The following is a 20854-nucleotide window of genomic DNA, read 5'->3' as shown; positions in this document are numbered from 1 at the left end:
ATCATGCCATTTATTCCCCATACAGAAGAAGATGTAACAGAAATGCTTGCCAGCATTGGCGCTACATCTATCGATGAATTATTCGACGAAATTCCCGCCGAGCTAAAAAACGGGAAATTAACCCAGGTACCGACTGGCATGAGCGAAATGGAAATTTCGCGCCTCATGTACGAACGTGCGCAGAAAGATGGGTTCTATCTCAGCTTTATCGGCGCAGGTGCTTATGAACATCATATTCCAGCAGCAGTCTGGCAAATAACAACCCGGGGAGAATTTTATTCTTCCTACACACCTTATCAGGCAGAGGCCAGCCAGGGGACATTGCAATTGTTGTACGAATACCAGACTATGATGGCGTCGTTGGCCGGAATGGATGTGTCCAATGCCAGTTTGTATGATGGGGCATCTGCTCTGGCCGAGGCTGCTCTGATGGCTGTGCGCCAGCACAAATCATCCAGACGTATTCTGGTTCCGCAGACTGTGCACCCAATTTATCGCAGTGTGGTTCGTACCATTGTCAGAAATCAGGCGATCGAGGTGGTTGAGGTTCCATACGATCCTGCCACTGGGCAGGTGTCCATTGATCAGCTTGACCAGTTTGCACAGGAAGAATTTGCTGCGCTGATTATTCCTCAACCCAATTTTTTTGGTGTGCTCGAACAGGTCGATACGCTGGCTGATTGGGCACACGACAAGCAATCTCTGGCTATTGCAGTGGTTAACCCGACTGCACTTGCCATGTTGAAACCACCAGGAGAATGGGGGCGTCAGGGAGCAGATATCGCTGTCGGAGAAGGACAACCTCTGGGAATTCCACTTTCCAGTGGCGGGCCATACTTTGGCTTCATGGCCTGCAAACAAGAACTGGTTCGGCAAATGCCGGGGCGGATCATTGGACGGACTACCGATCTGGAAGGCAAAGAAGGTTTTGCCTTGACATTGCAGGCAAGGGAGCAACATATCCGTCGTTCGAAAGCAACTTCCAATATTTGTACCAATCAGGGATTGATGGTAACAGCAGCGACAATTTACATGTCGTTACTGGGGCCTGAAGGATTGTATCGGGTTGCCGCCCAATCTCATGCAAACACTTTGGCGCTGGTGGAACAACTGGAAACACTTCCCGGCGTGAAGAAAGCATTCCACAGCCCGTTCTTTCACGAAGCAGTGCTTCAGCTATCTGTTCCGGCTGATGAAGTCTTGAACAAGCTCAAAGCGCAAGGCGTACTTGGAGGTGTACTACTTGAGAATTACTACCCGGATCTGAAGAACACGCTACTGGTCTGCGCAACAGAAACCAAAATAGCAGAAGATCTGGATAAATATACTGAAATGTTGCGGCAGATACTGAAAGCCTGAAATCAGGAGTAAACCGGAAGAGAGCCGCGTTACTTGTTCTGTATTGAATCAATCTCACCAACCTAAGATAAAACATGCTGATATTTGAACATTCCCGCAAAAATCGCCTGAATTATTCCCAGGCTCCGGCAACCCGGCCAGCCAAGAACAATATTCCGGATAATCTGAAGCGCAAATCGGCTCCCTTGTTGCCTGAGGTTTCCGAAATGGATACGGTGCGTCACTATACTCGGCTATCCCAGAAAAATTTCTCGATAGATACGGAGTTTTACCCACTTGGTTCCTGCACCATGAAATACAACCCGCGTGCCTGTAATGCACTGGCCATGTTGCCACAATTTTTATCACGCCACCCGCTGGCGCCAGAAGATACGGGTCAAGGCTTCTTGGCTTGTATGTATGAGCTGCAGGAAATCCTGAAAGACGTTACGGGTATGTCTGCGGTTAGCCTGACTTCCATGGCGGGTGCACAGGGCGAACTGATCGGTATTACGATGATTCGTGCCTATCATGAAGCGCGTGGAGATACCGAGCGCACCGAGATCATCATCCCGGATGCTGCGCATGGTACCAACCCGGCGACCGCTGTCATGTGCGGTTATAAGGTGATCGAGATTCCTACGGATCGCGATGGTGACGTGGATATGGAAGCCTTGAAAGCGGCAGTTAGTCCCAGAACAGCTGGTTTAATGCTGACTAACCCTTCCACTCTGGGCGTATTCGAGAAAAAAGTGGCAGAAATGAGCCGAGTCGTGCATGAGGCCGGTGGTTTGCTGTACTACGATGGGGCCAATCTTAATGCAGTACTGGGTAAAGTCAAACCGGGTGACATGGGATTTGATGTGATCCACATGAATCTGCATAAAACTTTCTCGACCCCTCATGGCGGTGGTGGGCCGGGTGCGGCTCCGGTAGGCGTGGCAGACTGTTTGTTGCCTTATTTGCCGATCCCTATCGTGGCGCATGAACAGGGTGTTTATCGCTGGTTGACGGAGAAAGATCGTCCTCAATCTATCGGACGCTTATCCGCGCACATGGGTAATGCAGGAGTACTGTTGCGTGCTTACATCTATGTCAGATTGCTGGGTGCAGAAGGAATGTTCCGGATTGCAGAATATGCAACACTCAATGCTAATTATCTGCTGGCCGAGTTACGCAAACTGGGCTTTGAGATTGCCTATCCCAGCCGGCGAGCCAGTCACGAATTCATTGTCACTATGAAGGAAATCAAGGATAAAACCGGAGTGACTGCAATGCACCTGGCCAAGCGCCTGCTGGACAAGGGTTTTCACGCGCCAACCGTCTATTTTCCGCTGCTGGTGCCGGAATGTTTGCTGATCGAGCCGGCTGAAACCGAATCCAAAGAAACGCTGGATCGCTTTGTTGTTGCGATGAAGGAGATTCTGGATGAGATAGACACGCAACCGGAAATGGTCAAGACGGCGCCTCATAACATGCCGTTGCGGAAAATAGATGATGTCAAGGCTGCTCGTGAACTTGATCTGGTATGGAATCCAGCGGGCTGATTCACCTCATGCACACGATATTTGAGCTGATATGCATACACTGATCTGTGGCTCCATCGCCTATGACACAATCATGGTGTTTGAAGACCGTTTCAAACGCCATATTCTTCCGGACAAAATCCATGTTTTGAATGTAGCATTCCTGGTGCCCGAGATGCGTCGGGAGTTTGGCGGATGTGCGACAAACATTGCCTATAACCTGCAGATGCTGGATGGCAAAATGCTGATCATGGCAACGGTTGGAGATGATTTTCAACCCTACGCCTACAGGCTGGAAAAGCTTGGATTGGCGCAAACCCATATCCGCCAGGTGCAGGATACTTTTACAGCGCAGGCGTTCATTACCACTGACCTGGATGATAATCAGATTACGGCCTTTCATCCGGGAGCAATGAATTTTTCACACCGGAACAGTGTGAAGGACGCTGCGGATATAAGTCTGGGTATTGTCGCTCCGGATGGCCGAGAAGGAATGTTGACTCATGCCCGAGAGTTTCATGAGGCTGGTATTCCATTCATGTTTGATCCCGGCCAGGGGATGCCGATGTTCAATGGAGATGAGTTGCTCGATTTCATTGAAAAGGCGGATTACATTGCGGTTAATGATTATGAAGCTCAGCTGCTGCAATCACTTACTGGTTATACATTGAATAAGCTGGCTACCCGGGTCAACGCACTTATCGAGACAAAAGGAGCAGAAGGCTCGGTGATTTATGCGCAGGGCAAGCAATTCCAGATACCGGCTGTTCGACCGGAAAAAGTGGTTGATCCAACGGGCTGTGGGGATGCCTATCGCGCCGGGCTGCTCTACGGCATTGCTCAGGGCATGGATTGGCAGGAAACCGGGCAACTTGCCTCACTCATGGGCACGCTGAAAATCGCTTATCGTGGCGGCCAGAATCATCGTTATGAGCGGGATGAGATCGGTCAGCGCTATTTTGAATCTTTTGGCAGTCGTATATTTTAGTGGCCTGCCCAAGGCTGAAAAATACATTTATCAACCTGGTTCTTCCCTGATCACTTTGACTTGCTGTTCGCCATGGCCGTAACCAGGGTAAACAAGCTGGTCAAAAGCATCCGGTTTATCAGGTTGATGTTGCATATTGCTTCCGGATTACTGCAATCGCTATTGCTTCCGTATACCAGTACAGCCCGGCAGAATCACATGATCTGTAAATGGGCACAGAAATTTCTTCATATCCTTAATGTGAAGTTGTCTTCCGGTGGTTCTCTGCCTGCCTGCAATCAGCAAGGGGTGCTCTTTGTGGCGAATCACACCTCGTGGCTGGATATCATCGTTATTCTGGCTTTGTATCCTGTGCGCTTCGTTGCAAAGGCAGAAATCAGCACCTGGCCAGTGCTGGGCTGGTTATGCCGGAGTGCCGGGACACTGTTTATTGAACGTAAAAAACGGGGGGATACGTTACGGGTCAATCAGAAAATAGACGGTATGCTGAAGGCTGGATGCTCTGTGGCTATATTTCCTGAAGGTGCGACCTGTAACGGCGATGTGCTCCTGCACTTTCACGCCTCCTTGTTGCAGCCAGTTGTAACAGCAAAAGCACTGCTTTGTCCGATTGCGATTCGTTACAGCAACCGCGATGGTTCGCGGAATACAAGTGTGGTCTATGTTACCGTAACGATATTGCAATCTCTGATGTTGATATTGAATGAACCGGAAATTCAGGCAGAATTAAATTTCATGAGCCCCATTCCCGGAGATGATAAAAACCGCCGCGAACTTGCACGTCTGGCGGAAAAGGCCATTGCTCAAGCGTTATCACTGAAGATTATGCACACGGTACCTGAAATACCTTCCTGTCTTCCAGTCGAATAGCTGTCAGGCAGCCTTGCCAGACGCATCCCGTATCCAGAGCAATCAGATTGGGCGTCAGATGTAATCCCAGCGCAGACCAATGCCCAAATACAATCGTTGCATCTTTGCTGGCACGCCAGGGAATCTCGAACCAGGGCAGCAATCCCTGGGGAATAGCGGACAATCCTTCCTTGTAGGAAAAATTCATTCTGCCTTTGGGTGAACAGACGCGCATGCGTGTCATAGCGTTAATGATGACTCGCCAGCGGCTTTCTCCCCGTAATGTATCCTGCCAGCAATCAGGTGCATTGCCATACATTGATTGAGAAAACATTTGAAATTGATCACTGTGGATGATTGCTTCAACCTCTTGTGCCAGCATCGCCGCTTGTTCAGTGTGCCAGGCGGGTAATAGCCCGGCATGGACTAGGGCGTATTCATCTTCGTGATAGAACAATCGCTGGCACTTCAGCCAGTCAAGCAGAACTTTGCTATCCTGAGCATCCAGAAGTGGTTGCAAGGTGTCCCCGTGTTTCAGTTGGGCAGAACCGGCAGCGACTGCCAAAAGATGAAGATCATGGTTGCCGAGTACCATTGTGACGGTATCTCCCAGTGCCATCAAAGTACGCAATAATGAGAGGGAGTCAGGGCCGCGGTTAACGATATCGCCCACCAGCCACAACCTATCCCGCGTGGAATTGAAGCCAGTCAGGTCAAGCAGGTCAAGAAAATGTCGGTGACAGCCTTGTAGGTCACCAATTGCATAAGTTGCCATTAAGATCAGGAAAATATAGATTAATTAGCAGTGCTGTATTGTACTTGATTAAAATTAAGCTAAATTTTTCCACCTGCGCCTTTAAACTTCTCTACAAACGCCGCAATTTTCTGAAACACGCTTTGCTTTTTACTCGGGTATTCAGTCCTATTTTAAGAAGACAATTGCCAGTTGCCATTTTGCAAATTAATATGCTTAAAGGCGAGTTTTTGGTTGCCGCATGTTTTCCGTCATAGATTGAATGATCACGTAAAAAGCCGGAATTAAAATTGTTCCAATGATTGCTGAAACCAGCATTCCTCCAAAAACAACGGTTCCAAGTGATTGACGACTTGCTGCGCCTGCGCCTGATGCGACGACTAATGGGAGCACACCGAGAATGAAGGAAATCGCAGTCATCATGACTGCTCTAAAACGGAGTTGGGCGGATTTGATGGCTGCTTCAACTATCGACAACCCACTCTCTCTTTGCACTTTAGCAAATTCGACGATAAGGATTGCGTTTTTTGAAGCCATACCGACCAACATGACGAGACCAATCTGGGCGTAAATATCCAAAACATTCCCCATCCCCCACATCATAATGAGCGCGCCTGCCAAGGCGATTGGAACGGAAAGTATGACTCCCCAAGGGATAGACCAGCTTTCATATTGGGCTACTAAAAACAAGAAAACAAATATTAAAGCCAGGCCAAATATGATGGGTAATTGAGAGCCTGTCTGAACTTCTTGAAATGACATACCAGACCATTCAAACTCTGTTCCATCTGGAAGCACTCGCTTTGCAAGTTGTTCCATTGCGGATATGCCCTGCCCGGAACTTAATCCAGGGGCAGGGCTTCCATTGATTTGTGCGGAACGATACATATTAAAACGTGTGAGGCTATCAGAACCCAACATCGAGGATGTTTTTGTTAATGTCCGAAGAGGAACCATAACGCCTTCTGAACTTCGTACATAGATTTTCCCAATATCATCAGCATTGTCCCGATAAGGTGCTTCGGCCTGTAGGATTACCCGATAAACCCGACCAAACTTACTAAAATCGTTGACATAGAGAGAGCCCAGTTGTGTCTGTAAGCTTGAAAATATCTCTCGCACGGGGATGCCCAGCGCTTTTGCTTGCAGGCGGTCTATTTCCAGTTTTATCTGTGGAACATCCGCGCGAAACGTACTGTACACATTTTGTAAATGAGCATCTTGATTGGCTTCCATTAAAAAGCCACGCATTGCTGCAGAAAGATCTTGAGGGTCGCCGCCTCTTTTATCCTGGAGTTGAAATTCAAACCCCCCGGTACTGCCTAACCCACTGATAGGTGGGGGAGTGAAGGCGATCAAATTGGCACCGGGAATTTGTGCCATCATGCCCCATATTTGTGCAATAAGTGCATCACTGGATAACTCGGGTGATGTGCGTTCATCCCAAGGCTTGAGAATACTGATCACCATTCCTGAGTTTGATTTGACACCACTCAGCAATCCAATCCCTGCTAAAGAAACGATATCCTCTACGCCTGGAAGGTTGGAGAGTAACGCATCGACTTGTTTAACCACGTTGTCGGTTCTGTTCAAAGAAGCGCCATCAGGCAGCTGAATGTCGACAAAAATAATGCCCTGATCTTCCTGAGGAATAAATCCTGTCGGCGTGTTTTTGAATACCCAATATGCACCGCCTGTAATGATTAGTAAAAGTAGTGCTGTCAGTACTAATCGCCTTACAACAATTTTTACGCAAAATAGATAACCTTCGGAGACTTTTCCAAAAATCTTTTCAAACCAGCGTAGCGCAAACCACGGACGTGCCTGTTGCTTTCTAAGCATCATGGCGCATAAAGCGGGACTCAAGGTTAAAGCTGTGAGCGATGAAATAGAAACCGCTATGGCAATTGTTACAGAAAACTGCCGATAGAGCTGGCCTGAAATACCTTCTAGAAAAGCGATTGGCACGAATACCGCTAATAAAACCAATGTAGTGGCAATAACAGGACCAGTGACTTCGGTCATTGTTTTTTTTGGTTGCATCCCCGGGGGGTAATCCTTCCTGTAGATGACGCTGGACATTTTCTACCACTACAATTGCATCATCTACGACGATACCAATCGCCAACACCAATGCAAACAATGACAAAGTGTTGATGGAATAACCCATCACCAGCAAAACAGCAAAGGTTCCGATCAGTGATACAGGAATTGCCAGTGCTGGGATCAAGGTGGCACGCCAGTCTTGAATAAAAGCGTAAACCACCAATATGACCAAACTCAAAGCAATAAACAGCGTTTGAACGAGCTCTGTCAAAGAGTTATTGATAAATCGAGTGGAATCGTAAGGCAAGGCATACTCAACATCTTCAGGGAATCGTTCTGCCAGCTGTTTCAGAGTCGTCTCGATACCCTGTGCAACTTCCAGTGCGTTGGCTTCTGGCAGCTGATATACAGCGAAATTAACAGCTGGGGATCCATTCAAACGAGAAAGAACATTAAACGTTTGGGAGCCCAGCTCTACGCGTGCGATGTCTTCCATTTTTACAGTAGAGCCATCTGCTTGTGCCCGGATAATAATATCTTGAAATTCTGATACTTCAGAAAGCCATCCTTTGGCTTGAATGGTGTATTGGAATTGTTGATCGGGAGCCAAGGGTGGTTGCCCAACTTGCCCGGCTGCAGCTTGTATATTTTGATCGCGGATAGCAGCGGTCACATCTTCAGTGGTGATGGCTAAATCCACCATTTTGTCTGGATTTAGCCAAATCCGGATCGAATAATCTTGGGCGCCAAAAATAGAAACCTGGCTGACACCTGGGACCCTGGAAAGTACATCGTTTACATTTAAACTGATGAAATTGCTAAGAAACAATTGATCGTAGGTTCCATTTGGCGATGTAAAAGATACCATTTGTAAAAATTCAGGAGATTGCTTTCGTACTGTAATTCCTGAGCGAGTGACATCCTCGGGCAATCTTGGCGTGGCCAGAGACAATCGGTTCTGGACATTTACCATTGCCATATCAACGTCAGTTCCGATTTCAAACGTTATGTCTAGCGTGTATGTCCCATTATTAGCACTTTCTGAAGACATATAAAGCATGCCCTCGACACCATTAACTACAGATTCAATTGGTGCAGCGACGGTTTCTTCTACAACTTGGGCATTCGCGCCTGGGTATGAAGCACTGACTTGTATTTGCGGTGGTGTGATTTGGGGAAATAGGGAAACAGGCAGTTTTAACAGGGATATCAGGCCAGCAAGTACAATGACAATAGAAATGACGAAAGCGAAGCGGGGACGCTCGATAAAAAAATTACTAAACACTGGTTATTTCTCGATCGGTTGAGAAGGAACCGCTATGGTAGTTTGTACAGTAATGCCGGGGCGAACCTTTTGCGCACCCTCAGATATCACTAATTCGCCCACCTGCAAACCTCGCTTAATGATCCAATTTACGCCGATTTTGTCACCGACTGTCACTGAGCGTTTTTGCACGCGGTTGTCAGTATCAACAACCAGCACATATTTCCCACTTTGATCTTCCTGCATAGCCGACTGGGGAATAACATGTTCTTCCTCTACATCATCTCGTCTTACCAAAACTTTAACAAATTGTCCCGGCATCAGTAAGCGGCGGCTTTGTGGCGTATTTGTCTGACCGAGTAATTCTTTTGTATCGGGGTTTGGGAAAATTGCTCGAATCGTGATAGTTCCAGTCTTTTCATCCACGATGGGGCTGATAAAATCCGATTTTCCTTCAAAAGGATAAATGGTTCCATTGGCAAGTTGAATTTTAGGAACAAATATAGTCGACTCTCCCTTCTCCAGCTGGTTTTGAAGCTCGGTAAGGAAATCAACTTCGCTCACCGTAAAAAGTACATACAGGGGGTCGATTAGCACAATTGTTGCTAAAATACCGGAGTTTGGTGAGACAAGGTTTCCCGTGCTGATAGAATTACGACCGATGCGCCCATTGATCGGAGAACGTATTTCAGTGTAACTGAGATTCAATTTAGCTCGGTCCAACATGGCCTGGGCACTGGTTAACAGCGCTTGTGCGCTAAGAAAATCACTGCTGGCTTTATCAAGGTCCATTTGTGACACTCCGCCTTGGCGCACCGTTTTTAATCGTTGCAAATAAGATTTAGCATTCTGTAGAGTAGCTTTAGCTTCGGCTACTTTCGCTTGTGCAGCCTTAACTTCGATTTGATAAGGCGCTTGCTCTATCACGTATAAAATATCACCCTCTTTAACGCTATCTCCTTCTATGAAATTCCGTCTTTCCAGAAAGCCTTGCACACGAGCCACTAGATTTACCGTTCTGAGTGCGGCGGTACGACCCACCAGTTCATGAATTTTAGCGACTTTTTCCTGAATAACCGGCGTAACCATTACTGCCGGGGCAGGCTGTTTTAGTTGGCTTGCAGAATTACTATCATCATTTTGACAGCCAGAAACAATGACCAACAAAGAAAGACCTAGAAGAGAAGTAAGCAGTTTTACTTTTTTCAAGTCAACGTTCCTCAAATTGTGTTTGCTGTTGACCTAGAACTGCCTACGGTGCATCTTGCATCAGTGGTTTCCATCCGCCGCCCAATGATTTATACAGACGAATCAAATTGGAAGTAACCTTTCCTTCACTCACTGCCAGCTGATCTTGAAAGGAAAATAAGGCTCTCTCTGCATCCAGCACACCAATAAAATCAGTTAGGCCCGCAGTGTACAATTCACGCGACAGGCTAACTGCTGATTTTGCTGATTGTGTGGATTTTATCAAAGCTTGTCTGCGAACTTGTTCATTCGCAAAATCGATTAAAGCATTTTCTACATCTTTAACTGCGGTTAATACCGAAGCCTCGTATTGAATCAGCGCCTGACTTTGTCGCTCATCTTCTATTTTTATATTTTGTCGGATACGACCAGCATTAAAAACTGGCCATCTGATTTGCGGTCCAATTTGGAAGGCGGCTGCGGGTCCTGTAAAAAAGCTGGCAGCAGAAATGTATTCCAGTCCTACAAGAACCAAATAAGAAGAGTCTTGGATAAAGGTCTGCAGTAGCCACACCAACCCGTGCCGTTTGCGCTGCTAATTCGCGCTCCGCACGTCGGACGTCCGGCCTGCGACGCAACAAATCAGCGGGAACGCCAACAACCACTTCAACTGACACCGTTGGGACTTTTTGGTACTGCTCCAATTCTTCTGCCAATGACCCAGGGAACTCTCCAAGCAGCACTACAAGACCATTTTTACCTTGTTCGATACCGGTTTGTAACATTGGAATTTCTGATTTACTATTTTCCAGATTATATTTCGCCTGCTCTAGTGACAGTGTCGTTGTCAGGCCGGCATCTAACCGATCCTGAACAATTTGTAACGTCCCTTCTTGAGATTCCAGGTTGTTAACAGCCGCTTCAAGCCGGGCTTGAAAGGCACGAATTTCAATATAATTGATAGCGACTTCAGCCACCAAAATCACCAGCGTGTCGTTTAATTCTTCTTGACGTGCTTCAACGGAGGCTTGTGCCGATTCAATTGAGCGCCTGATGCCGCCAAACATATCAATTTCCCAACTAGCATCAAAGCTCAAGGAATAGAGGTCAATTTCACTGATGCCACCTGATTGTAGATTGGTTTTTCTTCGCGTAAATGCTGCATCTCCCTCTATGGTTGGAAACAGGCCTGATCTGGCAATTCCCCGCGAAGCGCGTTCTTCTCTCAGTCGTGACTGCGCAAGCTGAAGATCAAGATTGCCCCTGATGGCCCATTCAATTAAGCGCGTTAATAATGGATCTTCCAGAGTGTTCCACCAGTCAACCAACATTGCAGGGGTTACTTGTTTGGTGAATTCCGTTTTGGCCTCATCTGCTTCTTGCCCAGTTTCAGGAAGCGATAATTTAGCTTTCTGATCTTCGCTCAGTGCGGCATTAAATTTTTCGGGAGTGATTTTTTCTGGTGGCACATAATCTGGCCCAACGGCAGCGCAACCAGTAAGAAATAGCACCAGTAATCTGAAAGTAAAAATCAAGTGCCAGCGCACAATAAATAGTTTCTTTTAGAATTTGTTCAAAATCTTTTAAGCAAAAGAGCCAAGAATACCAGATGAATGAGTTGCAAGTTGGTATTGAGTTTACGCTCGCAGTTTTTCCGCAGCCGTCGATTTTTCTCCAGCCAGGCAAAGCTGCGCTCGACGATCTAGCGTTTAGGTATGACTGCAAAAGTGTGTGGTTCGCTGCGCTTGGCAATCTGTACTTGTACATGCGCGCCCAGAATTTCTCGCACGTCTTCGGCAAATGGTTCTCCGATATAGCCGCTATCGCACAGCAGACTTTGGACTTTCCCCAGGCTCGGCCTGCAGTGCTCTCAGGCTTGCAACGCACCTTTGCGATCAGTCACACTTCCGCCGTCGTCACCGCAATGGCATGCGGCAGGCCCTGGGTATCGACTGCGATTGGCGATTGACGTTTGATGCCCAATATCTTCTTGCCTGCGTCATAACCCTTCTGGCCCGCCGTGTCCGTATTTTTCACGCTCTGCGCGTCCATTACCTTCGCGAAAGGGGTGGACAATATTCATTTCGATATATTTTTCGACAATTTCATCAAACGTGCTTTGCGGCATGGCATCGATGTTTTTTAACGATGGCTTTAGATGCATGATCCGCGCAAAAGCGGTTGTGCCTTTGGCGATATTCACGTCGCGAATTTTGCCAAGCCGGCGAATGTACCCACCGCTACCTTGTGAATATCGCCAGAATCAAACAGTTGCCTGGCTTTTTGTTTGCTGATCTTTTCTTCGGCTTTGGCCAATTCGATTTGATCGGTGATATTGAGCTTGGCAATGCCCACCACTTCGCGGTTGTCTTTGGCGTCAACGTAGCTGCATACTGGCAGGTTATAGTCGTCGTCGGCAACCTTCTCAAACGGTACCGACTGGGCAACATGCTCTACATTCGCTTTGCTGCCAAATACCTGCATGATCTGTTCGATGTGCGCGTCGGTGAGGGTATTGTTATTGGTTTCTTTTTTAAACAGGCCGTTGGCATCCATAAACTGGGTGGTGGTGTCAGTTTTGTGTTTGGACAGCATCCGAATATACAATCAGGGTAAGAGCATGTATTACACTGATTGTATATTCGGATGCTGTTAAATCATTTGATGCTGATTAATTCGTGGTTTTGCTACCAACTAATAGCACTCTCAGCATAGGCTATTTGTAGATTATCTGTGGTTTTTATCAAGATTGTGTGATGACGTTATCTTAATTCTCGGCTTGGTATTTGATTATTTCACCCATTGATATAATTGATCTGCTGTTTTTAAATCCATTTTTTATATTTTATGACTGATCCGCTTCTAATAGCGCAACGTGACGCTACGCAATGCCAATTATTGCCTGAGTTTGCTAATCGTCACGGGCTTATTACTGGCGCTACTGGTACGGGTAAGACTGTTACGCTGCAGCTATTAGCTGAGCAATTCTCGCGTATTGGTGTGTCGGTTTTTATGGCTGACGTCAAGGGTGACCTGACTGGAATTAGCCAAAAAAGACAAATCAATAATAAATTGGCTGCTGTGCTCAAAGAACGCGGTTTGCCGTTGCCGGAGCCGATAGCTTGTCCTGCCACACTGTGGGATGTGTTTGGTAAACAGGGCCATCCGATACGGGTAACCATTTCCGATATGGGGCCGCTGCTGCTGGCACGCATGCTTGATCTCAATGTCACCCAGGCAGGGGTGCTCAACCTGGTGTTTAAAATTGCGGATGATAACGGTCTGCTGTTGCTTGATCTAAAAGATTTGCGTGCCATGTTGCAATACGTAGGTGACAACGCAAAGAGCTTTACTACACAGTATGGCAACATTAGCACCGCCAGTATTGGCGTGATCCAGCGCGAGTTGATCCAACTGGAGACGCAAGGGGGAACTCAGTTTTTTGGTGAACCCGTGCTCGATATTGAAGATTTCATGCAAACGGTGAGCGGTCAGGGAGTCATCAATATTCTGGTTGCTGATCAGTTGATGACTGCCCCACGCTTGTACGCTAGCTTTCTATTATGGATGCTTTCGGATTTGTTTGAGCGTTTACCCGAAATTGGTGATCCGGAAAAACCCAAGTTGGTATTCTTTTTCGATGAAGCACATCTGTTGTTTTCTGGTGCACCTAAGGCGCTGATTGAGCGCATTGAATTAGTAGTGCGCCTGATACGCTCCAAGGGAGTCGGTGTCTATTTTGTCACGCAAAATCCATTGGATATTCCTGATTCGGTATTGGCACAGCTAGGTAACCGTGTGCAGCATGCATTGCGCGCATTTACCCCGCGCGATCAGAAGGCCGTGAAAGCTGCGGCCAGCACCATGCGACCTAAAACAGGGTTGAATATCGAAACTGCGATTACTGAATTGGCCGTAGGCGAAGCACTGGTCAGTTTTCTGGATGCCAAGGGACGCCCCAGTGAAACGGAACGTGTGTATGTGTTGTTACCGGGGAGTCAGCTTGGACCCATTGCCGATAAACAACGCTATGCGTTAATCAAAGATTCGCTGGTGGCTGATTCCTACGACATATCAGTAGATCGTGAATCCGCCCATGAGTTGTTAGTTGCTCAGCATCATGAGCAATCATCGACTGATATTCGTGCCAAGTCTGGTTCGCAGGGCGCAGATAATAGCTTGCTTGGGGAGGTAGGTTCGGTAGTTAAAGAAGTGCTCTTTGGTCGTACTGGTCCACGAGGTGGGCTGTACGATGGTTTGGTGCAAAATGTCGTTAAAAGTGAGGTGCGTCGTATAGGGCGGGAATTATTGCGTGGTGCACTGGGCAGTTTGCTGGGTGGCAGTAAGCGTCGCTGATACTTGTGCCTTGAACGGACTGCGCCTTGCTGATGTTTTAGGAACCTCTGAAAAACTATCCGCGTTGCCTTTCCCCGTTAAAAGTCGGCTGAAAATGCTCATTTATCACGTATAAACGCTGCCTTTTTGCCAACTTCTACCTCGTTGACGTTTTTCAGAGGTTCCTTAGCGATTCCTTGGACGCAAACTATCAATATATGAGGCTGGTATAAATCAGCGTAGCCCCAGCACATCCTGCATATCAAATAATCCGGATTTTTTAGTAGCAAGAAAACGCGCGGCATGCAATGCACCTGTTGCAAATGTTTTGCGGCTGCTGGCTTTATGTGTAATTTCCAGCCGCTCGCCGATTCCGGCAAATAACGCCGTGTGGTCGCCCACAATATCTCCACCACGTATGGTTGAAAATCCAATAGTATCTACCGCACGTTCCCCGGTGTGGCCTTCACGTCCATAAATTGCTACTTTCTCAAGATTTTTTCCCTGAGTCTGGGCAATCACTTCTCCCATACGCAGAGCGGTTCCAGAAGGTGCGTCCACTTTGTGGCGGTGATGTGCCTCAATGATTTCCACATCGTAACCAGCAGGTAACGCCTTTGCGGCGACTTCAAGCAACCTGAACAGTATATTAACACCCACGCTCATATTGGGAGCGAACACGATGGCGATGTCTTTTGCTGCATCATGAATGATTTCTTTTTCTTCTGCTGAAAATCCGGTAGTGCCGATCACCATGTGGATGCCTGATTGACGACACACGGCAAGATGCGTCAGTGTTCCGGCGGGGCGAGTAAAGTCGATCAGCACATCGCTGCCTGTCAGTGCGGAGGCATAATCACTGTTAATGATAACTCCGCAGGGTGTTCCGGTTAAACCGCCTGCATCTTGCGACAGATATGGGCTGTCGGGTTGTTCAAGTGCTGCAGATAACCGCAGATCTTGCGCATCAGCAATAGTTTCCATGATAGTCCGACCCATACGGCCGGCACTTCCGGCAACGGCTATATTTAACAGTGTCATTGATTATCCCTGTAAAAATTTGTCTGATTTTCTTTGAGGAAATCGATTGTTTTGTCAGATCCCTCGTTTTCAGTGCCATCAACACCAGGAGGGGATCCAGATGTTTTTTCGGGAACGGGAAAAACCGGAGAAGACTCGCTGAAGGCAGGGGGTTGCGGAAAATCTCCCTGAATATGGGATAGCCGGTCATTCTTAAAAAAAACAATCAGTTTCCGTTCTTCGGTTATGCGGCCACCTGGCGCGAGACGATAGATGTAATCCCAACGATCACTATGAAATACATCTACTACCAGCGGCGTACCCAATATGAACCGAACCTGTGAACGGGTCATCCCTGGTTTTAGTCTGGCTACCATTTCCTCGGTGATAACATTACCTTGCTGAATATCAATTTTGTAAGGGAATGAAGGAAGATAAGTGCAGTGTGGCAGGAAGGGAAGCAATAATAACAATAACAGTCGTGGGAATAATGCGTACATACCAGGCCAATATTTTTCAATCCATCCGGGATAGGATACTATGAACAGTTAGCTCTTCCGGGGCAACGTAAAGTGTAAACAAAAAGTGACTGCAATATGTATTTTTGTAGCGCGTCAGGGAATTAGTCCTGACTAAAAAGAAATTATTATGAAGGTTTACGCTTTTCAATTGTCTCATAAATGCAGTAATTTCTTGAGGTAAATAACTTAATGAGTAAATCAGAAAATTTGAAAAGTATAGATCTTAAGACGATGGGATTGAAGACAACACTCCCGCGTTTGAAGATATTAAATTTGTTTGAGAACAGCTCGATTCGGCATCTCTCGGCAGAAGACGTCTATAAAGAATTGCTAGGTGAGGGAGAGGATATCGGTCTGGCAACGGTTTATCGTGTTCTGACTCAGTTTGAGCAAGCCGGATTGCTTGAGCGTCACCATTTTGAAAGTGGTAAGGCAGTTTTTGAGCTAGCCAGTGGTAATCATCATGACCACCTGGTATGCCTGCAATGTGGTCACGTTGAGGAATTCTTCGATCCAGAAATCGAAAAGCGTCAGGTGAAAATTGCCAAGGAGCGGGGGTTTGTGTTGCAGGATCATTCTTTGTCATTGTATGCGGATTGCATAAAAAAAGACTGCCCAGACCGCATACGTAGTAAATAGACAGCAACGCTGCTTGATGTATTCCTGAATCTGTAAACCAATGTAACGGGTAATCGCTCGCTGATCGTTGACATGCAACCGACGACAAAAAACATTCGTAGTATATTGGTTTACACGACTGTTATTTTGCTGATGTCTGTGGTGTATTACATTTATGCCTACACTACACAGGAGATTCCCGAAGAGCGTGAAACGTTTCTTGCAGAGATTGGGGAAGACTTTGGGGAAGTAGGCATGGGATTACTAATCTTCATTTATAGCCGTACGCTACTCAAGCTGACATTAGGTCAGGGAAAACTGGCGCAGCGCTTGTTACCAGACTATGTTTCTCCAATTGGATCTTCTGTTTTGAATCAATTGCTGGCCTGGCTAAACCGTACGCACATTTACTTTGGTATTGCAGCGGTTGCCGTGATTTTGCTACATATCGTCATGGTGGATTACTCTCACTACAGCCATATTCTTTTCTTTCCTGCCTTGCTAGGTTTGGTAATCTGGCAGGGTGTTTTTGGATTATTCCTCACACTGCGCTATTCGCCCACAAAACTTAAGAAATTTTCATATCTAGTACATGCCCAGTTCGTCACCGGCATAGCAATCGGTATTTTTGCCTGGTTTGGTCATATGCTGATTGATTGATTCACGGTACAGAAAATCCATTTGCGTACTTTTTTGGCAAGACAACTGCACATCATATTTTTAATATGTGAAGGGTTGTCAGTACTGCGCCCTTCTCCTGCTTCCTCATGGGTCACGCCGTCACGAATATGGTAGATACGCTTGAAGGTCGGGATAATTTTTTCATCGTGTGTCACAACAATGATGGCAGTTTCAAATTGCCTAGCCATTGTGTTAAGTATACGGATTACTGCTAGTGCACGTTGTGAATCCAGGGGAGCGGTGGGCTCGTCAGCTAGAATGACAGGAGGGCGATTGACCAGTCCTCGTGCAATGGCTACGCGCTGTTGCTCACCACCGGACAGTTGTGCTGGCATGGCACGAGCACGATGCTGCACATCCAGTGCAGCGAGCAGTTCCAGTGCGCGTTTACGTGCCTCGTCATCGCTCACACCAGCTAGCATCGGCAAAAGCGCGACATTGTCAGTCGCATCCAGAAACGGGATCAGATAGGGTGCCTGGAACACGAAGCCAATTTTGTCACGACGCAAAGCGCGCAAATCACGTAGTTTCCAACCATTATCGAAGATGGTTTCATTATCCAGGGTCATGCGTCCGGATGTAGGGTCAATCACCGCGCCGAGACATTTAAGCAGCGTACTTTTGCCTGAGCCGGACGGACCAATCAGTCCGACCACTTCGCCGGGGGCGACTTGCATGTTGACGTTCTTGAGTGTGAATACAGCGGCTTCACCTTTACCAAAGCGCTTGCTCAAATTTTCGATGCGGATTCCTCTATTGCTCATGTCAGGTTTACCCGATTGCTTCTGCCGGATCAATCTTAAGTGCCATGCGGATGGCAATGATACTGGAAAGGATACAAATCACCAGTACAGCGAGGAATCCCAGCATGGAGTCAATTGGTATCAGCAGCACATATTTGGGAAATAAGGGGGCGGCGAAGGTGGCTGAAATTTTGCCAACGACAAACCCGATCACACCCAGCATCAGGGATTGTTGCAGAATCATACCGGCGATGGTGCGATTGCGTGTACCGATCAGCTTGAGTACAGCGATTTCGCGGATTTTATCCATGGTCAGGGTATAAATGATGAAGGCTACGATAGCCGCACTGACGATGGCCAGGATGATCAGAAATAAACCGATCTGTTCGGCAGAGGTGGCAATCAGCTTGCCGACCAGAATATCTTCCATTTGTACCCGGTCGTATACCGTCAGCCGTTTCCAGCGTCGGATTGGTTCAGCTACTTCTTCCAGTGTGAACTCCGGTCTAATGCGTATTAGTATTGCATTGACGTAGTTATTGGCAGTTTGCAAGGTAATAATTGCATCCGGCAAATCCGGTTTTCCGGGAAAGGAAAACGTCGGATTGGCTCTGGTACGGCGCTTTTGCATCAGGATGGCATCGTTATCTTTGAGAAATTGTGCTTCCTGTGCGTCCTTGAGCGGAATGAAAACCATCGGATCACCACTGGATGAGACCATTCGGCGTGTCAGGCCAACTACGGTGTAGTGGTTGCGACGGATTTTAAGGCGATCCCCCAGCCTGAAGCCGGTAGCAATATCTGCCACGGCCTCATAATGGCTGCGTGTAATCTGCCTGCCCGCAACAAGATGAGGTGGCCACCCTGGTGTTCCGGGGCCGCCTGCTGCGATGCCTGCAACCATTACTCTGACATCTTCATCCTCTTTTCTGACTTGCATGGTCAGATATGTGACATTGGCTGCCTGTGCCACACCAGGAATGGTACGGACACTGCGCCATAAATCATCGGGGACACTGGAAGGCTCGGCATAGGGGCCCAGGGTATCCTGCTGTACCACCCACAGATCTGCACCACTGGTGTCGATCAAAACTCTGCCATCATCCACCAAGCCACGATATACACCTGCCATGGTCAGTGTTACACCGATGAGGAGGCCGAGGCCAATGCCGGTAAAAATGAACTTGCCCCAATTGTGCAGAATATCGCGTACAGCCAGATTGATCATGGCGATACACCGGGAATCCGTTTTGCTATGCTGACCCGGCTGAAAGCGGTGAGTGTTTTTTCACTGTAGACGATAAATTGATCGCCTGCCGCCAATCCGTGTTTGATCTGGACATGGCCATTGAGATCAGCGCGTCCCAGTTTTATCCGGGTAAACTCAGGTTTACCATCAACCAGCTTCCAGACACCTGGTACGCCATCCTCGTTGCGAATGGCAGCATTGGGGATTGTTGGTGTGATGGGCAGTTTCGGCAGGTAGACCGTCACCTCAGCCAATTCGCCCACTGGCGGCAATTGCGAGGGTGGCATGGCGAAGGTGATCTTTGCCAGTGTTTCTTCTGTGACCGTATCAGCCAGCGGTTCAACCCGCAGTACCTGTCCCGTAATGCTTCCAGTTTGCTGCGAACGCAGTATGAATTGAGCGGGCAGTCCCGGGGTTAATCCTTCGGCGTTGATCTGATCGAAGCGGGTATCAATCCACAAGTGTGCAGTATCAATGATTTCAACCGCAGGCTGGCCTGTCACCAGCGTAGTACCGGGATCTACGGCACGTATGGTTACCAGACCTGTCACAGGCGCTATCAGCTTGAGATCGTTGCGTTGTGTGTGCAGTGCCTGCAAATTGGCACGTGTACGACCAAGATTTTCGCGTGCTGCCACGGTTGCTGCTTTGGTGACTGCCAGTTCTTCCCGTTTGATGGCAACACTTTCCTCGCTGGTGCCATGAGCGGGTAACAGTTTTTCATAGCGTTTGAGCTGCGCTTGTGCATGGTGTTGTCTGGCTTGTGCCTGATGCAAATCAGCTTCGGCGCTTTTGATGGCGGCCTCCTGTGCATGGATACGATCATTCAGATCAACCGGATCCATCTCACCCAAAACCTGTCCAGCCTTGACTACATCTCCCACGTCTACATTCAGATGTTTAACACGCCCTGGCAAAATCGGTCCGATCTTGTAAGTGTAGCGTGCCTGCACCGTTCCAATACCGGACAGGGCAGGGACGATACTTCGTGATTCCACCGTGGTTACAGTGACCACAATGGGGGCCAGTGGCCCGGATTGCAGGGCAATATATGTAAACAGCGTCAGGAGTAATGTGATGACTGCGAGCAATGCTAGCGTGCGCCGCTGCAAGTGTGGGAATTTCATAGAGCCTTCCTGATGCCACGGCAATAGATGGCGAAAACACCCGGGGCATCACGGCGGATTCGTGCAACTTCACCCGCCAGCATGGATTGTATGACAAGTCCCTGGATTGTTCCGATGAACAGCATGGTTGCAGCCTCACTCTCCAGGGAGGGTGATAATTCACCGCAGGCCTTACCGTTTTCAATCAGCCGTTGCAAACGTTCTCTGTACCGTTTGATCAGGAGTTGTACAAGCTGTTTGGCTGGAGTCGCTTCTGCACGTTGTAGCTCGCCAAACATCATCCTTGGAACCCCGGGATACTCTGCCACAAACTCAATATGACTCATGAACATGGCTTCCATGGCGGCCAGAGGTGATGTAATGCTCTGAATAGAGTGATCAATCCGTTTTAACAGTCGCTCGACAACCCACTTCATGACTGCTTCCCAGATAGCTTCCTTGTTTGGGAAATGCCGGAACAATGCTCCTTGCGTCAGGTTCATGTGTTTGGCGATTGCTGCAGTAGTGATCTCACTGGGATTTTGCGAGCTTGCAAGCTCAACGACAGCTTCTACAGTAACTTCCCGTCGTTCATCAGCTGAGAGATATTTGGGATGAGGATTCATAA

General features: G+C 47.7%; 20 protein-coding genes and 2 pseudogenes. 7 read left to right on the top strand and 15 right to left on the bottom strand.

The window, feature by feature from the left end:
- Nucleotides 1-3 precede the first annotated feature (3 nt).
- The 4 genes from gcvPA (at nt 4) to ACZ5EJ_RS09110 (ending at nt 4722) form a co-directional block, all read left to right on the top strand.
- Nucleotides 4-1359, top strand: a complete 1356-nt coding sequence (gene gcvPA / locus ACZ5EJ_RS09125) for an aminomethyl-transferring glycine dehydrogenase subunit GcvPA (RefSeq protein ID WP_011634984.1) — start codon at nt 4-6, stop codon at nt 1357-1359.
- 74 nt (nt 1360-1433) lie between these two features.
- Nucleotides 1434-2885, top strand: a complete 1452-nt coding sequence (gene gcvPB, locus ACZ5EJ_RS09120) for an aminomethyl-transferring glycine dehydrogenase subunit GcvPB (RefSeq protein WP_011634983.1) — start codon at nt 1434-1436, stop codon at nt 2883-2885.
- 31 nt (nt 2886-2916) lie between these two features.
- Nucleotides 2917-3852: a carbohydrate kinase family protein gene (locus tag ACZ5EJ_RS09115; protein ID WP_011634982.1), complete on the top strand. Its 936-nt coding sequence runs from the start codon at nt 2917-2919 to the stop codon at nt 3850-3852.
- Between the two features lie 198 nt (nt 3853-4050).
- The gene (locus tag ACZ5EJ_RS09110; RefSeq protein ID WP_240142179.1) at nt 4051-4722 is read left to right on the top strand and encodes a lysophospholipid acyltransferase family protein; all 672 of its coding nucleotides are present in this window, start codon (nt 4051-4053) and stop codon (nt 4720-4722) included.
- Here ACZ5EJ_RS09110 and ACZ5EJ_RS09105 read toward each other — a convergent pair.
- The 9 genes and pseudogenes from ACZ5EJ_RS09105 to ACZ5EJ_RS09065 form a co-directional block, all read right to left on the bottom strand.
- Nucleotides 4676-5476 carry a symmetrical bis(5'-nucleosyl)-tetraphosphatase gene (locus ACZ5EJ_RS09105; RefSeq protein WP_011634980.1) on the bottom strand — a complete coding sequence of 267 codons (801 nt, stop codon included), beginning with the start codon at nt 5474-5476 and terminating at the stop codon, nt 4676-4678. The two genes, ACZ5EJ_RS09110 and ACZ5EJ_RS09105, sit on opposite strands and share 47 nt — an antisense overlap.
- A 195-nt stretch (nt 5477-5671) precedes the next feature.
- Entirely contained in the window at nt 5672-7498 is a 1827-nt protein-coding gene (locus tag ACZ5EJ_RS09100) for an efflux RND transporter permease subunit (RefSeq protein WP_464556966.1), read from the bottom strand.
- A gap of 58 nt (nt 7499-7556) precedes the next feature.
- Nucleotides 7557-8786, bottom strand: a pseudogene (locus ACZ5EJ_RS09095) (efflux RND transporter permease subunit); the annotation flags it as partial.
- A gap of 3 nt (nt 8787-8789) precedes the next feature.
- On the bottom strand, nt 8790-9974 hold the full coding sequence (locus tag ACZ5EJ_RS09090) for an efflux RND transporter periplasmic adaptor subunit (protein WP_464556964.1): 1185 nt from the start codon (nt 9972-9974) through the stop codon (nt 8790-8792).
- A gap of 43 nt (nt 9975-10017) precedes the next feature.
- Nucleotides 10018-10488, bottom strand: a complete 471-nt coding sequence (locus tag ACZ5EJ_RS09085; protein WP_464556962.1) for a TolC family protein — start codon at nt 10486-10488, stop codon at nt 10018-10020.
- Nucleotides 10388-11500 (bottom strand): efflux transporter outer membrane subunit, encoded by a 1113-nt coding sequence (locus ACZ5EJ_RS09080; protein ID WP_464556961.1) that lies wholly within the window; start codon nt 11498-11500, stop codon nt 10388-10390. Before ACZ5EJ_RS09080 ends, ACZ5EJ_RS09085 begins: the two co-directional genes overlap by 101 nt.
- A 26-nt stretch (nt 11501-11526) precedes the next feature.
- Nucleotides 11527-12008: pseudogene (locus ACZ5EJ_RS09075) on the bottom strand (IS5 family transposase); the annotation flags it as partial.
- Nucleotides 11953-12156 carry a Fic family protein gene (locus ACZ5EJ_RS09070; RefSeq protein WP_074685224.1) on the bottom strand — a complete coding sequence of 68 codons (204 nt, stop codon included), beginning with the start codon at nt 12154-12156 and terminating at the stop codon, nt 11953-11955. The gene ACZ5EJ_RS09070 and the pseudogene ACZ5EJ_RS09075, both read right to left, overlap by 56 nt.
- Nucleotides 12153-12548 carry an N-6 DNA methylase gene (locus tag ACZ5EJ_RS09065; RefSeq protein WP_143032855.1) on the bottom strand — a complete coding sequence of 132 codons (396 nt, stop codon included), beginning with the start codon at nt 12546-12548 and terminating at the stop codon, nt 12153-12155. The genes ACZ5EJ_RS09070 and ACZ5EJ_RS09065 overlap by 4 nt, the downstream gene beginning before the upstream one ends.
- A 252-nt stretch (nt 12549-12800) precedes the next feature.
- On the opposite strand from ACZ5EJ_RS09065, the gene ACZ5EJ_RS09060 reads away from it, so the two are divergent.
- On the top strand, nt 12801-14309 hold the full coding sequence (locus ACZ5EJ_RS09060; RefSeq protein ID WP_074685222.1) for a helicase HerA-like domain-containing protein: 1509 nt from the start codon (nt 12801-12803) through the stop codon (nt 14307-14309).
- Between the two features lie 213 nt (nt 14310-14522).
- Here the strand turns inward: ACZ5EJ_RS09060 and dapB are convergent, their stop codons facing one another.
- Together dapB and ACZ5EJ_RS09050 are read right to left on the bottom strand one after the other, a co-directional pair.
- Entirely contained in the window at nt 14523-15329 is an 807-nt protein-coding gene (gene dapB / locus ACZ5EJ_RS09055; protein ID WP_074685220.1) for a 4-hydroxy-tetrahydrodipicolinate reductase, read from the bottom strand.
- Entirely contained in the window at nt 15326-15808 is a 483-nt protein-coding gene (locus tag ACZ5EJ_RS09050) for an outer membrane protein assembly factor BamE (RefSeq protein WP_011634971.1), read from the bottom strand. The genes dapB and ACZ5EJ_RS09050 overlap by 4 nt, the downstream gene beginning before the upstream one ends.
- A 210-nt stretch (nt 15809-16018) precedes the next feature.
- On the opposite strand from ACZ5EJ_RS09050, the gene fur reads away from it, so the two are divergent.
- Nucleotides 16019-16468, top strand: a complete 450-nt coding sequence (gene fur, locus ACZ5EJ_RS09045; RefSeq protein ID WP_011634970.1) for a ferric iron uptake transcriptional regulator — start codon at nt 16019-16021, stop codon at nt 16466-16468.
- 72 nt (nt 16469-16540) lie between these two features.
- Nucleotides 16541-17107, top strand: a complete 567-nt coding sequence (locus ACZ5EJ_RS09040; RefSeq protein WP_011634969.1) for a hypothetical protein — start codon at nt 16541-16543, stop codon at nt 17105-17107.
- On the opposite strand, the gene ACZ5EJ_RS09035 is transcribed toward ACZ5EJ_RS09040, so the two are convergent.
- Genes ACZ5EJ_RS09035 through ACZ5EJ_RS09020 form a run of 4 tightly spaced genes read right to left on the bottom strand, consistent with a single transcriptional unit; the run spans nt 17089 to nt 20852 of the window.
- Entirely contained in the window at nt 17089-17892 is an 804-nt protein-coding gene (locus ACZ5EJ_RS09035; protein ID WP_011634968.1) for an ABC transporter ATP-binding protein, read from the bottom strand. The two genes, ACZ5EJ_RS09040 and ACZ5EJ_RS09035, sit on opposite strands and share 19 nt — an antisense overlap.
- Nucleotides 17893-17899: 7 nt before the next feature.
- Nucleotides 17900-19099, bottom strand: coding sequence for an ABC transporter permease (locus tag ACZ5EJ_RS09030; protein ID WP_011634967.1), 1200 nt, complete (start codon nt 19097-19099; stop codon nt 17900-17902).
- Nucleotides 19096-20247, bottom strand: a complete 1152-nt coding sequence (locus ACZ5EJ_RS09025; protein WP_011634966.1) for an efflux RND transporter periplasmic adaptor subunit — start codon at nt 20245-20247, stop codon at nt 19096-19098. Before ACZ5EJ_RS09025 ends, ACZ5EJ_RS09030 begins: the two co-directional genes overlap by 4 nt.
- Nucleotides 20244-20852 (bottom strand): TetR/AcrR family transcriptional regulator, encoded by a 609-nt coding sequence (locus tag ACZ5EJ_RS09020; protein WP_011634965.1) that lies wholly within the window; start codon nt 20850-20852, stop codon nt 20244-20246. Before ACZ5EJ_RS09020 ends, ACZ5EJ_RS09025 begins: the two co-directional genes overlap by 4 nt.
- Between the last annotated feature and the right edge of the window lie 2 nt (nt 20853-20854).

The organism is Nitrosomonas sp. TNE100 (assembly GCF_055387135.1).
The sequence above is the reverse complement of the archived record's forward strand: the minus strand, read 5'-3'. Positions and strand labels throughout refer to the sequence as shown.

Coding starts and splice junctions, on each gene's coding strand:
- ACZ5EJ_RS09100 (WP_464556966.1), bottom strand. CDS start 7,498: ATGCAACCAAAAAAAACAATGACCGAAGTCACTGGTCCTGTTATTGCC.
- ACZ5EJ_RS09035 (WP_011634968.1), bottom strand. CDS start 17,892: ATGAGCAATAGAGGAATCCGCATCGAAAATTTGAGCAAGCGCTTTGGT.
- dapB (WP_074685220.1), bottom strand. CDS start 15,329: ATGACACTGTTAAATATAGCCGTTGCCGGAAGTGCCGGCCGTATGGGT.
- fur (WP_011634970.1), top strand. CDS start 16,019: ATGAGTAAATCAGAAAATTTGAAAAGTATAGATCTTAAGACGATGGGA.
- ACZ5EJ_RS09030 (WP_011634967.1), bottom strand. CDS start 19,099: ATGATCAATCTGGCTGTACGCGATATTCTGCACAATTGGGGCAAGTTC.
- ACZ5EJ_RS09020 (WP_011634965.1), bottom strand. CDS start 20,852: ATGAATCCTCATCCCAAATATCTCTCAGCTGATGAACGACGGGAAGTT.
- ACZ5EJ_RS09040 (WP_011634969.1), top strand. CDS start 16,541: ATGCAACCGACGACAAAAAACATTCGTAGTATATTGGTTTACACGACT.
- ACZ5EJ_RS09050 (WP_011634971.1), bottom strand. CDS start 15,808: ATGTACGCATTATTCCCACGACTGTTATTGTTATTATTGCTTCCCTTC.
- ACZ5EJ_RS09105 (WP_011634980.1), bottom strand. CDS start 5,476: ATGGCAACTTATGCAATTGGTGACCTACAAGGCTGTCACCGACATTTT.
- ACZ5EJ_RS09065 (WP_143032855.1), bottom strand. CDS start 12,548: ATGCTGTCCAAACACAAAACTGACACCACCACCCAGTTTATGGATGCC.
- ACZ5EJ_RS09025 (WP_011634966.1), bottom strand. CDS start 20,247: ATGAAATTCCCACACTTGCAGCGGCGCACGCTAGCATTGCTCGCAGTC.
- ACZ5EJ_RS09110 (WP_240142179.1), top strand. CDS start 4,051: ATGATCTGTAAATGGGCACAGAAATTTCTTCATATCCTTAATGTGAAG.
- gcvPA (WP_011634984.1), top strand. CDS start 4: ATGCCATTTATTCCCCATACAGAAGAAGATGTAACAGAAATGCTTGCC.
- gcvPB (WP_011634983.1), top strand. CDS start 1,434: ATGCTGATATTTGAACATTCCCGCAAAAATCGCCTGAATTATTCCCAG.
- ACZ5EJ_RS09060 (WP_074685222.1), top strand. CDS start 12,801: ATGACTGATCCGCTTCTAATAGCGCAACGTGACGCTACGCAATGCCAA.
- ACZ5EJ_RS09115 (WP_011634982.1), top strand. CDS start 2,917: ATGCATACACTGATCTGTGGCTCCATCGCCTATGACACAATCATGGTG.